Here is a 21,477-nt window from a genome sequence, read left to right as displayed (position 1 = left end):
GAAACATCCTAGGATGTTTTCCGCCGCCCTTCTCCTTGGCCGTTCCGCGCCCTGCCTGGCTTGACAGCTGTCAGGGCCTGCCTTGCCGCCGCCTGCTCAAGAGCGGCCTTGGGCCACCTCCAAGCCGATTGGCCGCAGATGCTGCTGGAGCATGGAAGAGAAAGGGATTGAGCTGAAGATCAGATGCGGAAGCAGAATTCCTCAAAGACATAAGCCGCTGTCACCGTGGTGATCAGCAGCAGGGAGACGCTGTTGCCAACCATCCCGCATGTCAGCAGACATGGCCCGCAGGCGGCGTGGTTCTGTGCCAGAACAGCAATGCCGATGATGTTGAATGAGGCGATGGCACCTGCTATCAAGCTGATGTCGTGGCAGGTGGGATTCCAGGAGCGCATATGCACCAAACCGAAGAGCTGGAGAACAAGCACGGCGGCTCCGAACAATGTCCAGCTGACAATAACAAGGTGGCTTTTTCTTGGCAGTTTCATCAGGACGTTCTCCTCTGAGCGAAAAGTTGGTCCTCCGCCTGCTGATCGCGCAGAACAATCTTGATCATACAATAGATTATCATTCCGCGCCGGCTTAAGCAATCGAAAACGCCTGTCCTGCTGGCTGCCACAGGGTGACGCTCTTCCCTCCTGGCGCGGAGCCGCTGATCTTTCGCTTGACAAAGCTGGGAGGCTGCTTTACGCTGAAAGGCCAAGCTGCAGACGAGAAAACGCAGCGCGCTTGTCACCGCAACGGAGAGATGTTCATGGAATGGAACCAGGTAGCCGGGCACCCGCAGCTGCAAAACCTGCCTTTCAAGATTGAATTGAACGAATGGGGGAATATTGTCATGAGTCCTGCGTCCAACCGGCACGGCAATCTTCAGGTATGGCTCGCCATGCACCTGATGCGTCTGATGGGGACAGGCGAGGTCTCCGCTCACGTCAGCATCCTCACCGCCAAGAATGTCAAGGTGGCGGATGTCGCATGGGCCTCCGATGCGTTCATGGCCCGGCACGGCTTTGCAACTCCGTACCCTGCTGCGCCGGAACTCTGCGTGGAGATCGTTCCTTCCGGCAGCAGTGCGGAAGAGCTGACCGAGAAGAAGGCGCTGTATCTTGCCAGCGGCGCGAAAGAGGTATGGTTCTGTCAAGAGAGCGGCGATATGGAGTTCTTTGACCAAACCGGCCAGCTGGGGGCTTCCGCGCTCTGCTTCGGCTTTCCCGCAGTCCTTGCCCGACGCAGCCACGCATGAATGCTGCATGTAGCCCCCTTGCCGAGCGGATGCGGCCCCGCTCTATAGCTGATTTCGCCGGACAGGAACACTTAATCGGCAAGGGCAGGCTACTGCATGAGCTGATCAACGGCTACAGGTTGCCTTCGCTGCTTCTCTGGGGGCCGCCAGGCTCCGGCAAGACCACGCTGGCGAACATCCTTGCCAGCAGCGTGCAGGCGGATTTTGTCTTTTTCTCCGCCGTGCTTTCCGGGGTGAAAGAGGTGCGGGAAATCGTGCGGCAGGCTGAGGCGCGTCGGCAGGAGGCGGCCACGGTGCTCTTTGTTGATGAGATACACCGCTTCAGCAAGAGCCAGCAGGACGCTTTTCTTCCGCATGTGGAAAGCGGCCTGCTCACCCTGATCGGCGCGACCACTGAGAATCCCTCCTTTGAAGTCATTGCCCCGCTGCTCTCACGCTGTCAGGTGCTGCTGCTCAAACCGCTGGCTCCTGAGCATATTGTCCAGATCCTGCGCCGGGCTTTGGAAGATGCCAAGCACGGACTTGGCGGGCAAGGACTGACTGCTGATGCGCAGACCCTTGCGCTGATCGCTCAGTTTGCCGAGGGCGATTGCCGCCGTGCCCTCAACTGCCTGGAAACAGCAGCGGCCTTGGCCTTGAAGGACGGCGCGGGTCTGATCAGCAAGGAGCTTGTCGCCGAGGTGCTGCAAGAACGGACGCTGCGTTATGACAAGAACGGCGAGGAGCATTATAACCTCATCTCCGCCCTGCACAAAAGCCTGCGCGACAGCGACCCGGACGGAGCTTGCTACTGGCTGGGCAGGATGCTGGCTGGCGGCGAAGATCCGCTATACATCGCCCGCAGGCTGATCCGTTTTGCCAGCGAGGATGTGGGCATCAGCGATCCAAGGGCCTTGGAAGTGGCGTTGAGCTGCCGTCAGGCATATCACCTGCTTGGCTCGCCGGAAGGAGAGCTTGCCTTATATCAGGCCGCAGTGTATCTTGCCACCGCGCCAAAGAGCAACGCCTTGTATATGACCGAGAAGAAGGTGCGGGCATCCATCAGGCAGAGCGGCTCGTTGCCGGTGCCGCTGCATCTGCGCAACGCACCGACCAAGCTGATGCAGGACATCGGCTATGGCAAAGGGTATGAATACGCGCATGATCAGCAGGATGCCTTGACCACGCAGGAGCATCTGCCAGAGGAGCTGTCGGGCAAAACCTTCTACCAGCCTACAGAGCGCGGCTATGAAGCGGTGGTAAAGGAGCGGCTGATCAAATGGCGGGAGATGCTGCGGCAGCGGGCAGGAAAGCGGCGCGGCTGAATTCACCTATCAAGCATTTTCTTTTTTCCGATGACCGAGCACATCCCAGAGGATTTCCGTCTCTCCGCCTACGACTATGCCCTGCCCGACGAACTGATTGCCCAGCGTCCTGCTGACCGGCGTGAGGCATCCAGACTGCTGGCTTTGCATTGCGCTACGGGAAAGACAGAGTTCCGCCGCTTCGATGAAGCAGGCGCGTTCCTCCGGCCCGGCGATCTGCTGGTGCTGAACAACACCAAGGTTTTTCCGGCCCGTCTGCTTGGCAGCAAGGCCAGCGGCGGCAGGGTTGAGCTGCTGCTGCTCCACTTCCCTGAAGCGCAGCAGGCAGGCGAGGCTGCCGCTCTGGCTCTGCTCCGCAGCTCGAAGCGGCCCAAGCCCGGCAGTCTGCTCCACTTTGCCGATGATCTCCAAGCCTGCGTGGAAGAGCTGATGGAGGATGGCAAAGTCCGGGTCAGGCTGATCTATCCGCCTGCCGCTGATCTGGCCTTGCTGCTGGAGCGGCACGGACAGCTGCCCCTGCCGCCCTACATCAGAAGACCAGAGGGCAGCACTCCTGAGGATGCGCTCCGCTATCAGACTGAGTATGCCAGACATGTCGGCTCAGTGGCGGCCCCCACTGCCGGGCTGCATTTCAGCCGCAGCCTGCTGGCCAAGCTGGAAGGACAGGGTGTGCGGCAGGCCGCTGTGACATTGCATGTTGGTTACGGCACCTTTGCTCCGGTGCGCTGCGAGGACATCCGCCAGCATGAGCTGCACAAGGAGTTTGTCCGTGTTCCAGCAGAAACAGCTGAGGCGGTGAACGCAACACGGGCTGCGGGCGGCAGGATATGGGCGATCGGCACCACCACCGCCCGCACCTTGGAATTCGCAGCGAAGCGGACTGGAAAGCTGGAACCGCTGGAGGGCCTCTGCGGCCTGTATATCTGTCCGGGCTGGCAGTTCAAGGCGGTGGACAACCTGATCACCAACTTCCATCTGCCGCAGTCCTCGCTGCTCTTCCTGGTCTCCGCCTTGGCAGGACGCAAGCAGCTTTTAGCCGCCTATGCCGAGGCCGTCGCGCAGCAGTGCCGTTTCTTCAGCTACGGCGACGCGATGGCGGTCATCGCTCAAGAATAGCCCTCCTCAGAGCTTGTCATCCTCCAGCACCTGAAAGGTGACATCCCTGCCAAACTCGCTGCTGACCAAGAGGGGGTCATCAGCCTGATAGAGCAGCGCGGTCTGGAGAAAGAGGAAGCTGTCGTATTCCATCTCGGTGAATTCGATCGCTATGTTTTCTCCGTTGATCCAGACCACTCTGCCTTTGGCTTGGAACTCCACCGCCGGGCCGACAGTCCCGGCCTGCCGCAGCTCGACCTTGCAGGAGTCGCCCTCATGCTGCTCGAACTGCCCTTTGACGCAGATGCCGCCCAAGCTCAGGTTGCAGATGCTCTGCTCATACTTCTTCGCCCCGAAGTCCAGCAGCACATCCTGCTCAAAATTGATCCGGGTGAACCGGCGTATGCCTACGGTGTTTGCCATGTCCTTGCCCTGCTGAAGGATTGGTTGGAATGAAGCTGCGCCGCGCCGACAGCGGCGGAGCAGAGCCGCCTCAGATCAGCTGTGCTGATGATGAAGGGCGGCATCAGATAAATCAGTCTGCCAAAGGGCCGGAGCCATACGCCCTGCCCGGCAAAGAACTCCTGCAAGGCGGCGGTGTCCACAGGCTGCCGCAGCTCAATCACCCCGATTGCACCCAGCACCCGCACATCAGCGACGCTGTCCAAGCAGCGGGCTGGCTCCAGCTCCTGCCGCAGCTGACGCTCAATGGCCGCAACACGTTCCTGCCAGCCGCTTTCCATGAGCAGCGTGAGGGATGCTGCTGCCGCCGCGCAGGCCAGCGGGTTGGCCATGAAGGTGGGGCCGTGCATGAACAGTCCCGGTCGGCCTTCACTGCCTTCAGAGACAGTGCGGGCGACATGGTCCGTGCAGAGCGTGGCGGCCAAGGTCATGCAGCCGCCGGTCAGGGCCTTGCCGATGCAGCAGATGTCTGGGCTGACTCCAGCATGTTCAGCGGCGAACATGCTACCGGTGCGGCCAAAGCCAGCAGCGATCTCGTCAAAGATCAGCAGGACATCAAACGTGTCGCAGAGCTGGCGCAGCTCGCGCAAATACTGGGGATGATAGAACCACATCCCGCCTGCGCCTTGGAATATCGGCTCAATGATCACCGCCGCAACCTCATGGCGATGCTGCTCCAAGAGCGCGGCCAGCTCCGCTGTGTCCTCAGGCTGCCAGTCCTCCTCAAAGCGGCATTGCGGGCGCGGAGCAAAGAGCTGCTGCGGCAGAACGCGGCTGAAGAGGCTGTGCATTCCCTCTGGATCGCAGACCGACATGGCCAAGAAGGTGTCGCCATGATAGCCGCCGCGCACAGTGAGGAAACGGCATTTCTCCGGCAGCCGCCGCGCCAGCTGAAACTGAATCGCCATCTTCATCGCTGCTTCCACAGCCACTGAACCAGAGTCGCAGTAGAAGATCTTTTCCAGCCCGGCAGGCGCGAGCTTCAGCAGCAGACGGCCCAGCGCAACCGCAGGCTCGTGGGTCAGGCCGCCGAACATGACATGAGCCATTTTCTCCGCCTGAGCGCGGACAGCAGCGATGATTGCCGGATGGCTGTGTCCGTGCGCCGCTGTCCACCACGAGGACACGCCGTCAATCAGCTCGCGCCCGTCGCGCAGACGGATGCGTGCGCCGCTGGCTGATTCCGCCAGCAGTGCCAGAGGCGGCTCAGTCATTGAGGCGTAGGGATGCCAGAGATGCTGACGGTCAAAGGCGGCGATGTCGGCGGACGCTGAAAGCATGGCTGCATAATTCTGAAACATGATTAATCAGCACAGCATAACTCTTGCGTGAACGATGCGCAAGAGAATGCTTCTGTTCTCCAGCAGAACCTGCCTGATTCTGTTGCACAAAAAGAAAGGCCGCTTTCCCAGAGGAAAACGGCCTGCTCAAAGCGGCGGACACTGCTGGCGTGTTACCGCTGCCCGCCAGTTGGGGCGGCTGCTCCGGCTTGGGCTGCGGCCTGCGCCTCAAGCACTTTCTTCAGTTTGTCCAGCTCCGCAATTTCCTCTGCTGTCAGCGGTTCAGGAGAAGGACAGCGCTTGTCAGTCTTTTGCAGAGCGGTGGTGAGCACTGCGCTGTTGATGCCGCCGGGGAAGGTGATCGGCGGGCAGCCATGCCCTTTCTCGCAGACCATGTCCCATTTGGGGGCAGCCTGGCTGTGGCAGGATGTGCAGGAGCCAAACATGTTCCGCACCGGCTCAAAGCCGCGCTGTTTGATCTTGGCACCGTCGGCAGTCACATCCAGCATGAAGAATTCCCAGTCGTTGCTGGCAGGATTGGCCCCTTTCTCGCGCTTCACCATCACCTCGCCGGGGAAGAGCTGGAGCAGCGAGCCAGGAGGATACGTGCCGCCGTCCGAGGACTTGGCAACTGCCAGGGTGCCGTTCAAATCGCCGAGCAGGTTGTCCACATACATGCTGCGCACCTTTTCCATCTTGTGCAGACAGCGGAATGAAGCATCCGTGACCTCGACCTTCTTGCCGCCGGCCTCCGCAAGCGGGGCAGCCGAAACAACTGCGCCAGCCGGAGTGAATGGTGCCGCAACAGATGCGGCAGGCTTGCTGTCCTTGCCGCCTGCTTCTGCTGCCGTGCTGCCGCCAGCCACGCTGAACGCCAACGCCAAGACGCTGAACAGCGCTGCCTTTTTCACAGTGATGACCATTTCCTCTGCTCCTCCTTTCCGGGTTTGCTCCGTCATCGGCAATATATTTGCCGGACACAATGTTAACTGAATATCCCACAAAGCAGCGCGGTGTCAAGCCCGGCAGGCAGAAATCAGGATCATGGGATTTCCGCCGCCTGTTCAGCTTGGCGGCAAGCCATGTCAGTCAGCCGGTTCCGCCTTTGTCTGCGCCGCAGCAGCCAGAGGGCGCGTCAACGCCGCCAATGCCTTGATCTCCGCTTCGCAGGCGGAAAAACGAGCCGCAACCGCCTCTTTTCCTCGCGCCGCTGCTGTTTTCGCGCTCGGAAACGCCGTTTTTCCGGCTCAGAATGCCGCATTCCCCTCTGGCAATGCCTCATTGCCAGCAAGGAATGTCACGTTTCACTCTGGCAATGGCTCATTGCCAGAGGGGAATGACCCGTTGCCAGCTGGCAATGCCTCATTGCCAAGAGGGAATGCCTCATTGCCAGCAGGGAATGCCACGTTTCACTCTGGCAATGAGCCATTGCCAGAGGGGAATGACCCATTGCCAGCTGGCAACGCCTCATTGCCAGCGAGGAATGAGGCATTTCCAGCCTGCTGCGGAGCGTTTTCCGCCGTCCGGTCCTCGTCTTCAGCGAGGAGCGTCATAAACATGACGCTGATCTGTCCCTTCCGGCCGAAGGGAGGAATCTCCTGAAGAGCTGGGGATTTCCCGCCGCGTTCGAAAGGACAGGCCGCTTGAACAAGAAGAACAGGTGGAGTTTTGAGAAGCGCTGAGCCGGCTCAGATGCGTCCGGCAAGAAAGGCGGGGATATCCTCCGGCTTCAGGCAGCATTCCTCAAAGCCCAAGGACTTGATTGCTTCCAGCGGGCCGGGCAGAAGGCTGGATTCCGGCTCCTGGAGGATGATCATTCCTCCTTTGCTCACCACCGCCTCCATGCCGAGCTTCAGATCCACATCCACACCGCTGAGGAGCACCACCGAGAGCTTGGCTCCGAAGACCTCCGCCGCTGAATGCAGGAGGTTGTCCGCATCCAGAGAAATCCCGTTCATATTGTTTTCTTTGACGGAAAGCAGCGGCGCGCCCTGACGGAGGACAATCTGCCGTCTGCCGTGGCAGTTGCCGATGCGGCACTGACCGCCGAGCAGGGCCTCGTCCGCGTCGAGACAGGTCACGGCATAGGGCGTGTAGGCATCAAAATATGAGGCCAAGTGGCGGTCGATGCCAGGATACATGTTCTGCAGCACCATCACCGCCGTCTTGTCGCTGCGCACCAAGGCCGGAATGATTTTTTGCAGCTCCAGAATGCCGCCCAGACCGCCGAGAATGATGACAAGCTGCTCCGCCGGGCGGCTGGGGACGGATTTTTCCTCCGCCAGCTTGGGTGATTTGGCCCGGCTGACGTTGTCAACACAGAATTCCCGGACATTCATCAGGATATACTGAAGCCGCTCGCTGATCAGCCGCCATGAGTCCGGGCTGACCGGCTTGGCCACCACGTCCACCGGCCCGTAGCGGAGGAAGTCCATCATCCGCGACGAAAGCTGCTCGTTGAAATTGCTGACCAAAACCACCGGCGCGGGCGAGCGGATCATGATGTGCTTGAGAGCCACGTCGCCGCTCATCACCGGCATGGTCATGTCCAGAGTGACCAAATCCGGGGTCTGCATTTCAAGGAACTTCAACGCCTCTTTGCCGTTGGTGGCCGTGCCGATCACCTTGGCCTGAATCTGATCCTCAAAGAGCTTGACAAAGGCCTTGGTGAAAAAGCGGGAGTCATCCACCACCAGCACCTTGGGCAGATACGGCCCGCTGTCTTTGTTGACGGCGGCAGGTTTGTTCTGCTCGTCAATGCGGCGGGCGGCCTCCAGCAGGAGAAAATTCCACGAAGAGTCAATGCTGCGCTGGTTCGTCTTGGCGAAGATCATGCTGAACGTGCCGGAAGACCAGCTCATGATCCGGTAGAATGCCTCCTCGCCGGTCAGCTCGCCAAATTCGGCATGAATGATCTCGTTGTCGGCAAAATAGAGCACGCCGAGATTGTCCTCGCTGAGAACGCTCAGCTTGCGGTCGTCGCCGGACAGGCAGGCGAACTGGACAATGTCAACCAAGCCGAGGCCCTCGATTTCTCCGACAAAGCCGTTTTTTACGGCGTGATTCTTCATGACCGGACCGCGTTGAGCCTACAGGGCGTTGAAGGTGACATGAGTGGCGACAAAGACCAGCATGAGGACAAACAGCTCTTTGAAACGGGTTTCCGGCACCTTCTGAAGCAGCCGCGCCCCGAGCTGGGCACCAAGCAGCACACCGATGACAGCGGGAAAGGTCACCTGCCAGAGAACGCTGCGGCCCAGCAGGAGCTGCGCGGTCACGGCGGCAGCGGAAAGTAAAAGCATGAGGGCGATGCAGGTGGCCACCGCGCGGTTCATAGCCAAGCCGCAGCGCATGTTGAGGAAGGGCACCAGCCAGTCTCCCACGCCCACGCCGAGGAAGCCGGTGAGCACGCTGGCTGCTGCCGTGATGAGACTGCCCCGGCGGCGGACCATGTCCATGTCCGCCTGCTCCGAGCCATCGACAAAAAAGTCTTCGCCGAGCATGAAGGCGTAGGCGATGAAAAAAATGACCAGTCCGAGGAAGAGCTTGATGTAGAGCGGATTGATGAGAAAAGAGACCAGCACGCCGACGAGCACGCCGGGCAGGCCGACAGAGGCCAGCAGCCGCACAACCGGCCAGCTGACCAGTCCGGCCCGGCTGTTGCTCGCTGTGGCGCTGAGCTGGCCGAAGGTCTGAATGACGATGGTGCAGAGCAGGGCTTCGTCCGGGCGCAACTTGACCACCGTGAGCAGCACCGGCATCCAGAGCACTCCGCCGCCCAGCCCAAAGAACAAGGCCACAGTGGCTATCACCAAGCCTAAGGGAAGCATCGGCCAGTTCATGGTCAGCACTGATAAAAGCTCCTGCCGAATTCGGCCAAGGCCTCCTCCATCTCGTCAATCAGCTCAATGGCCTCGTCAACTTTCGCCGCCTCGTCCCCTGCGGTCAGAGTCTGCCGGAGCTGTGCTGTCATGTTTTTTGTCAGCAGGATCAGCTCCTGCTCGTTGGCGTTAAGGTCGTTTATGTGCCGGGCCAGCTCGCCGAGTTCATCGCGGCTCTCTTCAGGTAGGGCTGCGGAGAAATCACCCGCGCTCATCGCCCGCGTCCGCTCGATGATCCGCTCCAGCGGAAACATGATTCGCTTTATGAAAAGCATCATCACCAGCCCTATGGCCAGCAGCAAAGTGCTCAGCATCACCCGTGCCTTAAGGAGGATGCGGCTGACCAAGTCTGCTGCCGCCATGCCGCCGAGCTGTTCCCGCAGCAGGCCCAGCACCTCCTTGCCCCGGAGGAACAGCTCAATTTCCACGGCCATAGTCAGAAAGACGATGCCGATAAAGAGAATATAAAAACCCATCTGGCGCTGAAGGCCGCTCTTAAAGAAACGCATCGCAGCCCGATCAGGGATTTTTAAACAATTTTTCTAGATACTTCTTAAATGCCCGCAGGTCGTCCTCGTAGATATCCTTAAAACGCACCCCGATGTCGTATGTCCCTTCGTCCTCGAAATGCTGCGCCCAGACCACTTCCGCGATCGCGGTCAGCGGCTTGGAGGCTGAGCCTGCGTCGAGGATGGCGATGATGTTGTTGAGATAATGCTGCCAGCCGCGCAGCTCCACGGCAAGCTGGAGTATCGTGCCCGGCTCATACAGCTCCTCGGTGGTGAAGCAGAGACCATTCTCAGCCAGATTTTTGGTGACGGCGGGCTTGGCCTCCAGATTCGTCATCGGGTATTGCAGCCGTGTCACCATCAGACTGGCTTGGCGGTCAAGTCTCGGACATTCTCGCCTGCATTTTCCTGTCATCGTCCCTGCTGTCATGCTTGCTGCTCCTTTCACTGAAGGATGTCGGTCAGCTCACGCACGTCCTCAATCTTAACCGAAGCGGCGAACTGATCATCCACCAGCCCGTCAATATTGTTCTTTTCAATTAGACCATGTTTGACCATCAGATTGGCGATCTGCTGCATTTCCTCCTGCTTGGGTACAAATTTATCAAACACCACAGTGCGGCTGCTGAAGACGAGCTTGGCCGCGTCAGGCTTCTGCGACCAATATTGGGCGGCGATTTCGGCGGCCTGTTCCTGATGGCTCTTGGCCCAAAGATTGGCGCGGGCCGCGCCACGCACGAACTGCCGCATCAATTCTGGATCCTGCGCAATGCTTTCCTGTCTGACAACAACAAGATTGCAGATGAAACCCGGCCATAAATCTTCAACATGATGAACAAGGGTCGCAGAGCCGTTGACCAAGCTTCTGGCGGCGAACGGCTCGCCGACAAAATAGGCATCCATCGAGCCTGCGGCCATTGCCGAAGGCATGTCCGGCGGATTCAGCTCAACAATGTTCAGCTGGCCCTTCATGCCGCGCTTGTCCATCTCCTCCAGCAGGGCAAGATTGTGACCGGAAAAACGCATCGGCACTGCGACCTTTTTTCCGGCCAAGTCTTCAAATTTGGTGATGTTGAGTTCCTTTTTCGCCACTAATGTGCTTTCATGCCGATTGCCGATCATCACCACCTTCGCGTCCACGCCCTGCTGCCGCAGAACCACGGACAGCGGAGCGATGATGAAGGCGGCCTGAATGTTGCCGTTGCGGAGCGCGGAACCCATTTCAGCGAAAGAGCTGAATTTCAGGGCCTCAAAATAGATATCGCCTTTGTCTTTACTCACATGGTTCAGGAGCGGTGCCGCCAAGTTGGTGATCACCGGCATGTAGCCCATCTTGAACACCTTCCGTTCCTTGCCTGCTCCGGCCGAGGCTTGGTGGTTGCTGCTGACTGTGGGGACAGAATCCTGTGTCATAAAATACAGCCCGGCGATCACTGCTAAGGCAAGTGCTGCACCCAAAATTATTTTCCAAGATTTCATAGCAACTCCTTCTCGAGGTAAATTTTCGTCAGACGGCGTAGTTCACACCCAGCATGAAGAACAGTTCATCCCTCAGCTCGCAAAGTTCCGCGCCTTTTTTAAATAAATTGCGCGGATGCGGAAAGTCCAGCTTGCGGTTCATTTTGATCTGCGAGGGACGGCGGCTGAAAACAATGATCCGGTCGCCCATGATCAGAGCATCGTCAATGTCATGGGTGACGATGAAGATGGTTTTGCCGAGCAGCAGATGCATGTTGACTACTTCCTCCCTCATCTTCATATGGGTGAGAAAATCGAGACCGTTGAACGGCTCATCCATAATCAGGATTTCAGGATTGACCGCCAAGGCGCGGGCCAGCTCGGCCCGCCGCTGCATCCCGCCGGAAAGCTGATGCGGATAATGATCCTCAAATCCGTCCAGCTCGACCATGTCGATGTACTCTTGAATCCGCTCGCATTGTTCATTTTTATTCTCCATCCGGCGCAGACCCAGCTCCACATTCTGCCAGACCGTCATCCACGGCAGCAGGCCGCTTTGCTGGAAGACAAAGATGTTTTTTGAGCTTGGTCCGGTGACTTCCTTGCCGTCAATGGTCACAGAGCCGGAGCTTTGCCTCTCAAATCCAGCTATGATGCGGAGGAGGGTTGATTTGCCGCAGCCGGAAGGGCCGAGCAGACAGACCATCTCTCCCTCCTCAATCTCGATGTTGACATCTTCCAACACTTCAACCGGTTGTCCGTAGGGAGCCGCGTCGTCTTCCCGCTTGTTTCTCCGGCGGTTGACAAACTGTTTGTGGAGATTTTTAACAGAAATATGTCCCATCTTCTTCAGTCCTCCTCTTCATGCCGGATGCCCCAGGAGGCAGATTCAATTGTGCCGAGTTGCCGCATCAGGCGGTCCAGCAGGATGCCGATCATGCCAATGACGATCATGCCGTCCATGACGTAATCCAAGCGCAGGCCGTTGCGGGCATCCAGAATCAGAAAGCCGAGGCCGGACTGCACGGCCATCATCTCTGCGGCCACCACCACAATCCACGCAATGCCCACGCTCAGGCGCAGGGCGGTGATAACCGGCGGAATAATGGCCGGAATGACGATTTTTTGCAGCACTTCCAAACGGCTGAAGTCAAAATTGGCCGCGACGTGAAAAAAAGTCGGATTGATAGACTGCACCGCCACAGTGGTGGCCACGGCTATCGGGAAAAAACTTGCCAAAAAAATCAAAAAAACTGCTGGCTTGTCGCCGATACCGAACCAAAGCATGGCCAAAGGAATCCACGCCAGCGGCGAGATGGGCCGGAGAAAATTGATGATCGGGTGCAGAAGGATGTAGGCTATCCGGCTTCGTCCCAAGATGATGCCCAGCGGAATGCCCAGCGCGGTGGCCAAAAGGAATCCCGCCGTGACGCGGAAAAGACTGGCAATGATGTGCTTGAAAATCGCGCCGCTGCGGATCAGCTCAATCATGCTGAAAAAGACTTGGCTTGGGCTAGGCAACACATGGGCATCCAGTTTGGCCAGCCGCACAGTGGCCTCCCAAAGCAGCACCAGTACGGTGAAGGACAAAAACGGCGCGATTTTTTTAGTGAGAGAGGAGTTCATTGGCGTGTCGTCATCAGTCAGAGCGGTTCCCGCCGCCCGGCGGGTTCATCCGGCTATCTCTTCGGCCAGCTGCATGTATTGCTTGGCCGCCCGGCTTGTTTCCGCGTAGTAGCTGATCGGCTCATTGACAATGTGCGATTCCTGCATTCTGTCGTCCGCCTCAATCACCGTTTTGAACAAATTGTCCCGGTAAGTCTGGCGCAGCTTGTCAAAGATGACCTTTTCTGAAGTGTTCTGCGGATGGTGCATGGTGATCAGCACCTTGCATTCCACCTCCCGGTTGATGCCTTTTTTCAGGACATCAATGACATCGTGAATCTGACTGACCCCATGCATGGAGAGGTACTCGCAGGTGGAGGGAACCACCACCAGATTAGCGGCCACCAAGGCGTTGAGGGTAAAAAATTCAATCGACGGCGGCGTGTCGATCAACACATGGTCGTATTTATCCTGAATGGTCCGCAGCCTGTCCCGGAGGAGATATTCAAAATTATGCTGACTCAGATATTTTTTCTTGAGCAGGGCCATCTTGCTGCTTGAAGGCAGCAGGGAGAGGTTGGCGTATTTGGTTTTCACAACCGCCCCGCCAATGTCTTTCACGCCACCGGCCAGTACGTCATAAAAGGATTTCGCCTTCCTGAAGCCGAGCAGGATGGTGAGATTCGCCTGCACGTCAAAGTCCACCAGCAGCACCCGTTTGCCCATGCGGGCGAAGGCCGCGCCGAGATTGAGGGTGGTGGTGGTTTTGGCCACGCCTCCCTTCTGGTTGCTGACCGCTATCACCCGGCTGTAGTCGGGATGCAGCTCCTCTTGGAGGAGAAAGGCATCATCAATAGGGGCGGCCCGCTGCACGATGAAACGGTGACCGCACTTATGACACCGTACCTTCAGCTCCGGCTTGTCTAGGACGCTGTCCGCAATCCTGTATCTGGTTCTGCATTTTTCACATGTGATGATCATAGATTGCTCTCTGCTGTTTCAAAATTCCGCTCTTGACCGCGCAACGCACTCAGCTTTGTTTTCTGATCAAAGAGGCGATGGCCTCGGCCAGCCTGCTTTCCTCCACCACCATATTCACCCGATTCCGTTTGATGGCCGAGTCAGTGAGATTAGGATAAACGCAGCTCTCCACGCTCTGGGCGACTGTTTTGCCGCCCTGCTTCTGAATGGCGGCGAAGCCCTCTGAACCGTCGTCGCCGTAGCCGGTGAGCAACACCCCGACCGTCCGCTCGCGGAACACCGCTGCTGCTGAAATAAAGAGAGTGTCCAAGGGAGAGTCGGTCGGCCCGCCGATTTTGAAGCAGGCTTCGCCGTGCTTGTCCGCCTGCTCAACAGTCAGGGCCAGCAGGTTGGACTGAATGTAACAGACTCCCTGCTCCAGCATTTTGCCGTCCTCGGCAATAGCAATTTTCCACGTTGCGAACTCGTTGAACTTTTCGACAAAGGCGGGCAGTATCTTCGGCGAGATCTCCAGCAGGATCACCGCCGCCGCAGGCAGACCGCCCTCCAGCCGGGTCATCAGGCGGATGAAGGAGTTCGGCCCGGTGAGCGAGGTGCCGATGACCGCCAGCGATTGCAGCGGACCGGGAGACTGGGACAGGCTCGGGTCGGCACCGTTTTTCCGCCGCACCCGCACCCGGCGGATGTTTTGAAAGTTGACCGAGGTGGCCAGCTTGATCCGGTCGACAATCTGCTGCTTGGCCACATGGATGTCGCTGGAGATCGCCCCGGAAGGTTTGGCGACGAAATCGACCACGCCGAGGCGCAGGGCCTCAAAGGTGATAGAGCCATCGCTGAAGAGCGAGCTGAGCACGACGATCGGCACAGGGGCTTCAATCATGATGTGGCGGATGGCCTGAAGGCCGTCCATCACCGGCATGTCGATATCCAGCGTGATCACATCTGGATGTAGCTCCTTGATCTTCTTCAGCCCCTCAAGGCCGTTGCGGGCCACCCCGATCACCTCGATTTCAGGATCAGACTCCAGCAGATCGCTGATCGCCTTGGTCATGAAAGTGGCATCGTCCACCACCAAGACTTTGTATTTCTTGTCCATATCTGTTCTTCAGCCTCCCTGCCTCTCTTAATGAGCGGCATGCGGCTGCTCCTCCTCAGTGGTTCCTCGCCGCCGTTTGCGCTTGAAACTGAGTGTGCGCCGAGCCTGCTTGTCCGCCTGCTCATCGCCGGCGATTTTAACCAGCTCAGGAATGTCGAGGATCAGCGAGATGCCGCCGTCGCCAAGAATGGTCGCGCCGCCGAAGCCGCTGCCTGCCCGCAGATAATCGGCCAGCGGCTTGATGACCACCTCTTCTTGGCCGAGCAGTTCGTCCACGACCAAGCCGACCTCTTGGGTACCGGTGCTGACCACGACTACGAACATTTTATCCTCATCCTCGTGCGAGCGGTCGATGCTGTAGATCTTGGCGAGCCGGAAAATGGGCATGGTGGTGTCACGGATGTAGATGACATCCACTCCCTCGATCTGCGAGATATCCTGCCGGAAGATGCGCAGGGTCTCCTCGACCGAGGTCAGAGGGATGGTGAATTTTTCTTTGCCCACCCTCACCATCAGGGCTTGAATGATGGCCATGGTCAGCGGGATTTTGATCCGCATCTGGGTGCCCTTGCCCACTTTCGAGCTGATCTCGACCATGCCGTTGAGGCGCTCGACGTTCTTGCGCACCACATCCATGCCCACCCCCCGACCGGAGGTTTCGGTGGTCTTCTCGGCGGTGCTGAAGCCGGCCTCCATGATGATGCGGATGATCTCATCGTCCGCCATCCGGTCCAGCTCTTCCTTGTCGAACATGCCTTTTTCCAGAGCCTTGGCCTTGATGCGCTTGGGATCGATGCCCCGTCCGTCATCCATGATCTCGACTACGATATGGTCGCTCTCGTGATAGGCTTCCAGCTCCAAGGTGCCCTGCGGCGGCTTGCCCAGCCGCTTGCGCTCGGTGACGGTCTCAATGCCGTGATCCACCGCGTTGCGGATGATATGGATGAGCGGATCGGATATGGACTCGATGACCATCTTGTCCAGCTCGGTCTCCTCGCCCTTGGTGATCAGGCGGATGTCTTTGTCTGTGCGGTGGGTCAGATCGCGGACCAAACGGGGATAGCGCTTGAAGAGCTGGTCAATCGGCAGCATTCTGATCTTCATCACGCCTTCTTGCAGCTCGTTGGAAACGCGACCCAGATGCACGCCCGCCTCGCTCAGACGGAAGGCGAATTCATGCAGCGGTTTCATCTCGGCCTTGCTCAGTTTGGCCCGCTCTTGAAGCAGGAGCTGGAGACCGCGCATTTCGTTGACAAGCTGGGCGAAGTAAGCGCGGCTGACGACCAGCTCCCCGACTTGGTTCATCAGATAGTCAATTTTTTCCGCATCCACCCGGATGCTGCTGCGAACAGCGGATTTCCTGCCTGCGACACTCTTCTTAGGCTCTTCTTCAGCCGCCTCTTCTTCGGTGGCATCAGACGACTCAGATGCCATCGACTCCTCTTCCACCGCCTCTTTATGGTCGATAACAGGCGGCAGCTCTTTTTTCTCCTCTTTTACTTCAGCAGGAACCGCAGGCCGCGCCTCAGCCTGCGGGACAGAAGCGGGTTTAGGCGGAGGCTCCGGCACGGTGGCTGGCTTGGATTCCGGTTCAGTCGCAGCAGACTGCTCCTGCTCCTCAGGCTCGCTTTTATCGATGATTTTTCCGATCACATTGTCCATGTGATATTCGGAAACGGAAACATCATCCTCCAAAGCCATCGAACGCTCCAAGGCGCTGCTGAGGCGGACGAACAGCTCCTGATCGTCTGCGGCTCCAGCTCCGTCAGCGGTCTCCGGCGCAGGGGCCGACTCAGCAGCAGTGAACAGCACAGGAGCTGGTGGGGCAGCTTTTTTCTCATCCTCCAGCGGCGCGCTGAGCAGCGATTTGATCGTGTCTGTCGCGCCGTCAAAATCATAGGTGCCTTCGGCAACGGCTGGCAGCGGCGCAGGCTTGGGCTGTTCCTGCGGCGGGACAGCTGCTTCGGCGAGCTGAGGATAGACCCGGACCAGCTCATCCAAGAAGCGGCGCAGGGTGGCGGCGCAGTCCGGGTGGCGGCCTGCGATCAACGCGGCGGCATCCGCCTTGAGGGCCTGCTGCAAATCCCCGCAGAAGGCCCTCAGGCTTTGGTACTCCATATAATTGGCTGAAGAGGCCAAGCGGGCCGCCGCCTCCCGGCAGCTCTCAACCACGGCCAGCCTGTCGGCAGACGCAGGCAGGGCTGCGAGCTGCTCCCGCAGGAACTGCGTGTCGTTCTCGAGCTTCCGCACAAAAATAGCGACCAGCTCTTGATCGTACTCGTCCTCGGACAGCTCGCAGACCAGTGCCGCAGGTTCCGGTTTCTTTTCCGGCTCAGGAACAGGAACGTCCTCCTCCTCGCCTTCGTCGGCCTCGTCAAAGACGGCGGACACTGCTCCCTCGTCAGATATCGGGCTGCCGTCGTCTTCAGGCTCATTCTCATGCTCCTCATCATCGGAGAAGATGGAGTCCAAGGCCAGATCAAGATCATTGGCCCGCCGCTCCGCGCCATCATCCTCCCCGCTGTCTTGCGGTCCGTCAGAGAACAGGGAGTCTAAAGAGCCGTCGGCGGTTTTCCTGCCGTCCGCGCCCGCCGCCTCGGCATCCTCCTGGTAGCCATCCATCGCCTGCGGGAATGAGCGGATGATCTCGTCTATATATTCCTGCATGAAGCTGAGATTAGGCATTTTGCCGGAGGAAAGCTGCTCAATGGCGGTGTTGATCTCACGCTGCCAGTCGGTGTAGTGCTTGGCCAGCTTTTCGTAGCCCATGTAGTTGGCCGAGGACTTCAGGCTCTTGATGGAGTCGCTGCAGCGGTAGAGCACGTCCTGCTTGTCCACTGACAGCGACAGCTCGACGGTCTGAGCGTAAAGGAAGGGGATGTTCTCCTTGAGCTGCTGCAGGAAAATGCTGTACAGCTCCTCGTCGTGCTCGTCGCTCATGCTTTCTTCCGCCAATATGCCTTTGCGCGGCTCCTCCACTGGCGGAAGCTCCGGCTCGGCGGCGGGTGGCTGCGCTGCGCTGGACGGCAGAACACTGTCATCGGCTGTGCCCTCGACAACAGCCTTGAGCCGGGCGACCAGATCGGCGACCTCGGTCTGCTCGCTCTGGCTGCGCTCCAGTTCCTCGATGAGCAGGGCGATGCGGTCTTTGGCCTCGATAAGCAGGTCGGTGACGGCGGGAGTGAGAGGCTGCTCACCCTTGCGGACGAGGTCAAGCAGGCTCTCCAGTTTGTGCGACAGTTCGGCAATCCGGTCAATGCCGACAAATTGGGCCGCGCCTTTAATGGTGTGGGCGGAACGGAAAATCTCATCCATGATTTCCCGGCTTTCCTTGCCCCGGCGCTGCTCCAAGCGGAGCAGGCTGTTCTCCATTTCCTCAAGATGCTCCGCCGCTTCGATGATGAAGTCCGGCAGCATTGACAAATCTATCATAATCATCACCCTGTCGCAGTCTGACTGTCAAATTTATGTTGCGCGCTTCCGGCTCTCCTCTGCGCCGGCGGCGTTCACTTCGCGCTTCCTTTGCAGGCGGCCCCGCCATCGCAGCAGCGTCCGTCTTTGCCGCAGTCGGATTCGGCCAGCATCCGCTCGTGCTCCAGTCTGATTTCAAAATAGCTGAACGAGGTGACAATCGACCTCAGATCCTCGTTGTCCTGCCGCAGCAAGGTCAAGTCCTCCTGAGCAGCGGCCAAGGCCGATCCCTCCTCTATCCGCTCCAAGGCCCGCTCCAGCAGCTCTCTGCTCTGCTGGCTGTGGTTCCAGACAAAAAGCAGCACCTCCTGCATGTTGACGGCCAGATCGTTGACCGTCTCAGCCAGACGGCCTATCTCGTCGGACCGTTTGACGCGGCTGAGTCGGTCAAGGTGGCCTTCAGTCATTTCCTGCACGGAGAGCTGCACGTCCGCCAGTGGCTTCAGCACCTGCCTTTGAAAAAGAAAGGCGGCGGCGGCCAGAAGACAGAGCAGCGTGGCTGCGGCGGCCAAGGCGACCGCCGAGGCCCATCCTCCCGCGCCGCCGCGTTCAATCAGGATGCCCGCGCCTGCGAGCAGAGTCAGCAGAAAGGCTGAGACAAAGAAGAGCTGCGCCTTGCTCTTCAGGCTCGCGCTGTCCGCTGCCTGTAACAAGGTGGTCATAGGCGGCAAATCCGTTGGTGTGAGATGTTGTCAGCGGGCGGCGGTCGGTCGTCCGGCCTCATTCCTTTTTCCCTTCCTCCTCCTCGATCATGTCCAGAATTTCTTTTGCTTTGTGCTTGCTGGCAAAGCCGCGTGCGCCGAGCTTCTCCACTTCGGCCCGGTACACCTCCTCGTCAAGGTTGGAGAGGAAGATGATGTGGGCGGACTTGTCATAGCGCAGTATTTCCTTCGCCGCCGCCAGCCCGTCCATGTCGCGCATGGTGATGTCCATGGTGACGATGTCAGGCTTCAGCTCCTTGTACAGCTCAATAGCCTCGATGCCGTTTTTCGCCTGCCCCACCACGATGTGTCCCGGCGGCTGGAGCAGCTTGACTATCATCTTGCGCATCATGGAGGAATCATCGACCACCAGAACCCTTTTGCTCATCTGAGTTATTCTCCGCTGATTGAACTGAGCTGCTGCAGCTCATCCGCCATCAGGATGCGGTTGAAATCCAGCAGGATGAGAAGGCTGCCGCCGATGTCGCAGACTCCTTTGATGTAGCGGTTGGCCAGCCCGGCCATGACCACGTCCGGCGGCGGCTCTATCGTGCTTTCCATAATTTTCATAACCTTGGTGACCGAGTCGACAATGAAGCCGGTGACGCGGCCTCCAATGTCGAGGATCAGAATCCACGCGTCCTTGGCGGCGCTCTCCTTCCGGTACAGATTCAGACGCTTGCGCAGCTCGATGACTGGAATGATGTTGCCGCGCAGGTTGATGACCCCCTCGATGAAATCAGGGGAGTTGGGCACCGAGGTGATCGGCGCGGAACGGATGATTTCCTGCACCATGAGTATGTCCACGCCGAACTGCTCCTTGCCGATGGTGAAGCCGACCAGCTGCATGAGCTGCTCTTTCTCTTCCCGGTCGGCAGCCCGTCTTTCGGCTGCAAATCTCTCTGGCATGAATGGTCTCCTCGTTGCGCGGGGCGGCCCGCGTTTTCGTTGAAAGCTGACCGACCGCCCTGCCGCCGGAAAGCGGCGGAGCGGTCGGACAAGAGGGGTTCCGGCAGATCAGAGCTTGAACTGCTCAACCTGCTGCCGCAGCGCGGCGGAAGCTGCTGTCAGCTGGTCGGTGATCGACACAACGGTGCCCGCGCCTTCCACGGTCTTCTTCGCGCCTTCGAAGGACTGCTGGGCGATTTTGATCGCGTTGGCGGAGCGCTGGCCCTGCTGGGCAACCATCTCGTTCAGCATGTCGGTGCGGCGCACAATCTCGCGCATCTCGCCGTCAATGGCGGACGAGCCTGCGGTCGCTTCGGCAACCAGCGCGCTGATGATCTGAGACTGCTGCACCATCGCGGCGAGAGCGTCCTCCGCAGCTTTACGGCGGACACCCTGCTCGCCGGCCATCGTGGCGATCTGCTGGGCCAGTTTGTTCAGCTCCTGAACCAAGTGCTGGACGCTCTGGATGTCTTTCTCGACAACCTGGGCAACCGCCGAGATCTCCTCAATGGACTTCATGTTGTTACGGCCGCTCGCGTCGATCATCGCAAGGGCGCTCTGGAGCTGCTCGGAGTATCTCGTACCCTCCTCAACTTTGGTGGTCGAGTCTTTGATCAGCTGCGTGATCTCCTTGGCGGCTTCAGAGGAACGCTGAGCCAGCTTACCAACCTCGTCTGCAACGACCGCGAAACCCTTGCCGTGTGCGCCAGCACGGGCGGCCTCGATCGCGGCGTTCAGAGCCAGCAAGTTGGTCTGCTCCGCGATCTCGGTGATAACGCCGATGATTTCAGAAATCTGGCCGGAGGACTCAGCAATAGCCCTCATACCGGCAACCGTGTTCTCAACCGCGACGCGGCCTTGGTTGGCGGCCTTCAGCGATTCCTGACCCTGCTGGGTGGCGTTGCTGATCGCCTGACCCATGTTGCGCACGGCGGCGGTGATCTCGTTCATCGAGGCCGTCACCTGCATAACCATTTTACCTTGCTCGTTCGACGTGGCCACAACCATCGCGCCGGTTTGTCCCATTGCGCCTACGCGGTCGGTTACGGTTTCAGCCTCTTTCGACTGTTTGATGACCGCGCCGCTTACGGTGTTCATCGACTGGAGCAGCTCGGCGATGGTGTGCTGAGATTTCTGCGCCGATTCCTGCTGGGCTTTCGCGCCCTGCGCAACCTGCTGGGCAGTCTGGCCCATGGTCTCCAGCAGCTCCCGTGTCTTTTCAGACTGCTTCACCTCGATCTCGGCGCGGTCACGGTTACCGGCCGCACGGTTTGCCACGTCCTGGGCGTTGCTCGCAACCTTCTGCGAAACCTGCTCAACCTCTTTAAACGACTTGTTCAGCTCGATGAGCATCGAGTTGAACTCCGCAGCCATCTGCCCTACCTCGTCGCCCGAAGCGACCGGCACGTTCAGAGTCAGATCCCGTTCCGACGCAACCTGGCG

21 protein-coding genes are annotated in these 21,477 nt (G+C 58.9%); 3 read left to right on the top strand and 18 right to left on the bottom strand.

What is annotated here, in order from left to right:
- Positions 1–179: 179 nt before the first annotated feature.
- Complete coding sequence (locus ACNKID_RS03215; protein WP_417911994.1) at positions 180–488, bottom strand: hypothetical protein; 309 nt, start codon at positions 486–488, stop codon at positions 180–182.
- Positions 489–754: 266 nt separating this feature from the next.
- On the opposite strand from ACNKID_RS03215, the gene ACNKID_RS03210 reads away from it, so the two are divergent.
- The 3 genes from ACNKID_RS03210 to queA are packed head-to-tail and all read left to right on the top strand — an operon-like array spanning position 755 to position 3,663.
- Entirely contained in the window at positions 755–1,243 is a 489-nt protein-coding gene (locus tag ACNKID_RS03210; RefSeq protein ID WP_417911993.1) for a Uma2 family endonuclease, read from the top strand.
- Positions 1,240–2,547: a replication-associated recombination protein A gene (locus ACNKID_RS03205; protein ID WP_417911992.1), complete on the top strand. Its 1,308-nt coding sequence runs from the start codon at positions 1,240–1,242 to the stop codon at positions 2,545–2,547. Before ACNKID_RS03210 ends, ACNKID_RS03205 begins: the two co-directional genes overlap by 4 nt.
- A 30-nt stretch (positions 2,548–2,577) precedes the next feature.
- A complete protein-coding gene (gene queA, locus ACNKID_RS03200; RefSeq protein ID WP_417911991.1) occupies positions 2,578–3,663 on the top strand; it encodes a tRNA preQ1(34) S-adenosylmethionine ribosyltransferase-isomerase QueA in 1,086 nt (361 codons plus the stop codon).
- A gap of 6 nt (positions 3,664–3,669) precedes the next feature.
- Here queA and ACNKID_RS03195 read toward each other — a convergent pair whose 3' ends face one another.
- The 17 genes from ACNKID_RS03195 to ACNKID_RS03115 form a co-directional block, all read right to left on the bottom strand.
- Entirely contained in the window at positions 3,670–4,065 is a 396-nt protein-coding gene (locus ACNKID_RS03195; protein WP_417911990.1) for a PilZ domain-containing protein, read from the bottom strand.
- Entirely contained in the window at positions 4,050–5,384 is a 1,335-nt protein-coding gene (gene bioA / locus ACNKID_RS03190; RefSeq protein ID WP_417911989.1) for an adenosylmethionine--8-amino-7-oxononanoate transaminase, read from the bottom strand. The genes ACNKID_RS03195 and bioA overlap by 16 nt, the downstream gene beginning before the upstream one ends.
- 173 nt (positions 5,385–5,557) lie before the next feature.
- Positions 5,558–6,307 carry a hypothetical protein gene (locus ACNKID_RS03185; RefSeq protein ID WP_417911988.1) on the bottom strand — a complete coding sequence of 250 codons (750 nt, stop codon included), beginning with the start codon at positions 6,305–6,307 and terminating at the stop codon, positions 5,558–5,560.
- Between the two features lie 765 nt (positions 6,308–7,072).
- The gene (locus ACNKID_RS03180) at positions 7,073–8,455 is read right to left on the bottom strand and encodes a chemotaxis protein CheB (protein WP_417911987.1); all 1,383 of its coding nucleotides are present in this window, start codon (positions 8,453–8,455) and stop codon (positions 7,073–7,075) included.
- 18 nt (positions 8,456–8,473) lie between these two features.
- Positions 8,474–9,214: a sulfite exporter TauE/SafE family protein gene (locus tag ACNKID_RS03175; RefSeq protein ID WP_417911986.1), complete on the bottom strand. Its 741-nt coding sequence runs from the start codon at positions 9,212–9,214 to the stop codon at positions 8,474–8,476.
- Positions 9,215–9,228: 14 nt separating this feature from the next.
- Positions 9,229–9,741, bottom strand: a complete 513-nt coding sequence (locus ACNKID_RS03170) for a HAMP domain-containing protein (RefSeq protein WP_417911985.1) — start codon at positions 9,739–9,741, stop codon at positions 9,229–9,231.
- Between the two features lie 43 nt (positions 9,742–9,784).
- A complete protein-coding gene (locus ACNKID_RS03165; protein ID WP_417911984.1) occupies positions 9,785–10,204 on the bottom strand; it encodes a PilZ domain-containing protein in 420 nt (139 codons plus the stop codon).
- A gap of 14 nt (positions 10,205–10,218) precedes the next feature.
- Positions 10,219–11,253, bottom strand: a complete 1,035-nt coding sequence (locus tag ACNKID_RS03160; protein WP_417911983.1) for an ABC transporter substrate-binding protein — start codon at positions 11,251–11,253, stop codon at positions 10,219–10,221.
- Positions 11,254–11,281: 28 nt separating this feature from the next.
- The gene (locus tag ACNKID_RS03155) at positions 11,282–12,076 is read right to left on the bottom strand and encodes an ABC transporter ATP-binding protein (RefSeq protein ID WP_417911982.1); all 795 of its coding nucleotides are present in this window, start codon (positions 12,074–12,076) and stop codon (positions 11,282–11,284) included.
- A gap of 5 nt (positions 12,077–12,081) precedes the next feature.
- Positions 12,082–12,858, bottom strand: coding sequence for an ABC transporter permease (locus ACNKID_RS03150; RefSeq protein ID WP_417911981.1), 777 nt, complete (start codon positions 12,856–12,858; stop codon positions 12,082–12,084).
- A 45-nt stretch (positions 12,859–12,903) separates the two neighbouring features.
- A complete protein-coding gene (locus ACNKID_RS03145) occupies positions 12,904–13,818 on the bottom strand; it encodes an AAA family ATPase (protein WP_417911980.1) in 915 nt (304 codons plus the stop codon).
- Between the two features lie 49 nt (positions 13,819–13,867).
- A complete protein-coding gene (locus ACNKID_RS03140) occupies positions 13,868–14,914 on the bottom strand; it encodes a chemotaxis protein CheB (protein WP_417911979.1) in 1,047 nt (348 codons plus the stop codon).
- A gap of 27 nt (positions 14,915–14,941) precedes the next feature.
- On the bottom strand, positions 14,942–18,346 hold the full coding sequence (locus ACNKID_RS03135) for a chemotaxis protein CheW (protein ID WP_417911978.1): 3,405 nt from the start codon (positions 18,344–18,346) through the stop codon (positions 14,942–14,944).
- Positions 18,347–18,420: 74 nt separating this feature from the next.
- Positions 18,421–19,047 carry a HAMP domain-containing protein gene (locus ACNKID_RS03130; RefSeq protein ID WP_417911977.1) on the bottom strand — a complete coding sequence of 209 codons (627 nt, stop codon included), beginning with the start codon at positions 19,045–19,047 and terminating at the stop codon, positions 18,421–18,423.
- 58 nt (positions 19,048–19,105) lie between these two features.
- Complete coding sequence (locus ACNKID_RS03125; RefSeq protein ID WP_417911976.1) at positions 19,106–19,474, bottom strand: response regulator; 369 nt, start codon at positions 19,472–19,474, stop codon at positions 19,106–19,108.
- Positions 19,475–19,479: 5 nt separating this feature from the next.
- Positions 19,480–19,995 carry a chemotaxis protein CheW gene (locus ACNKID_RS03120; RefSeq protein WP_417911975.1) on the bottom strand — a complete coding sequence of 172 codons (516 nt, stop codon included), beginning with the start codon at positions 19,993–19,995 and terminating at the stop codon, positions 19,480–19,482.
- Between the two features lie 108 nt (positions 19,996–20,103).
- Positions 20,104–21,477, bottom strand: a 1,374-nt coding sequence (locus ACNKID_RS03115) for a methyl-accepting chemotaxis protein (protein WP_417911974.1), incomplete at its 5' end; no start/stop codon positions are given.

Source organism: Candidatus Electronema sp. TJ (assembly GCF_048287355.1).
Taxonomy (GTDB): domain Bacteria; phylum Desulfobacterota; class Desulfobulbia; order Desulfobulbales; family Desulfobulbaceae; genus Electronema.
Note: the sequence above shows the minus strand (reverse complement) of the source record. Positions and strands in the feature narration are given on the sequence as shown.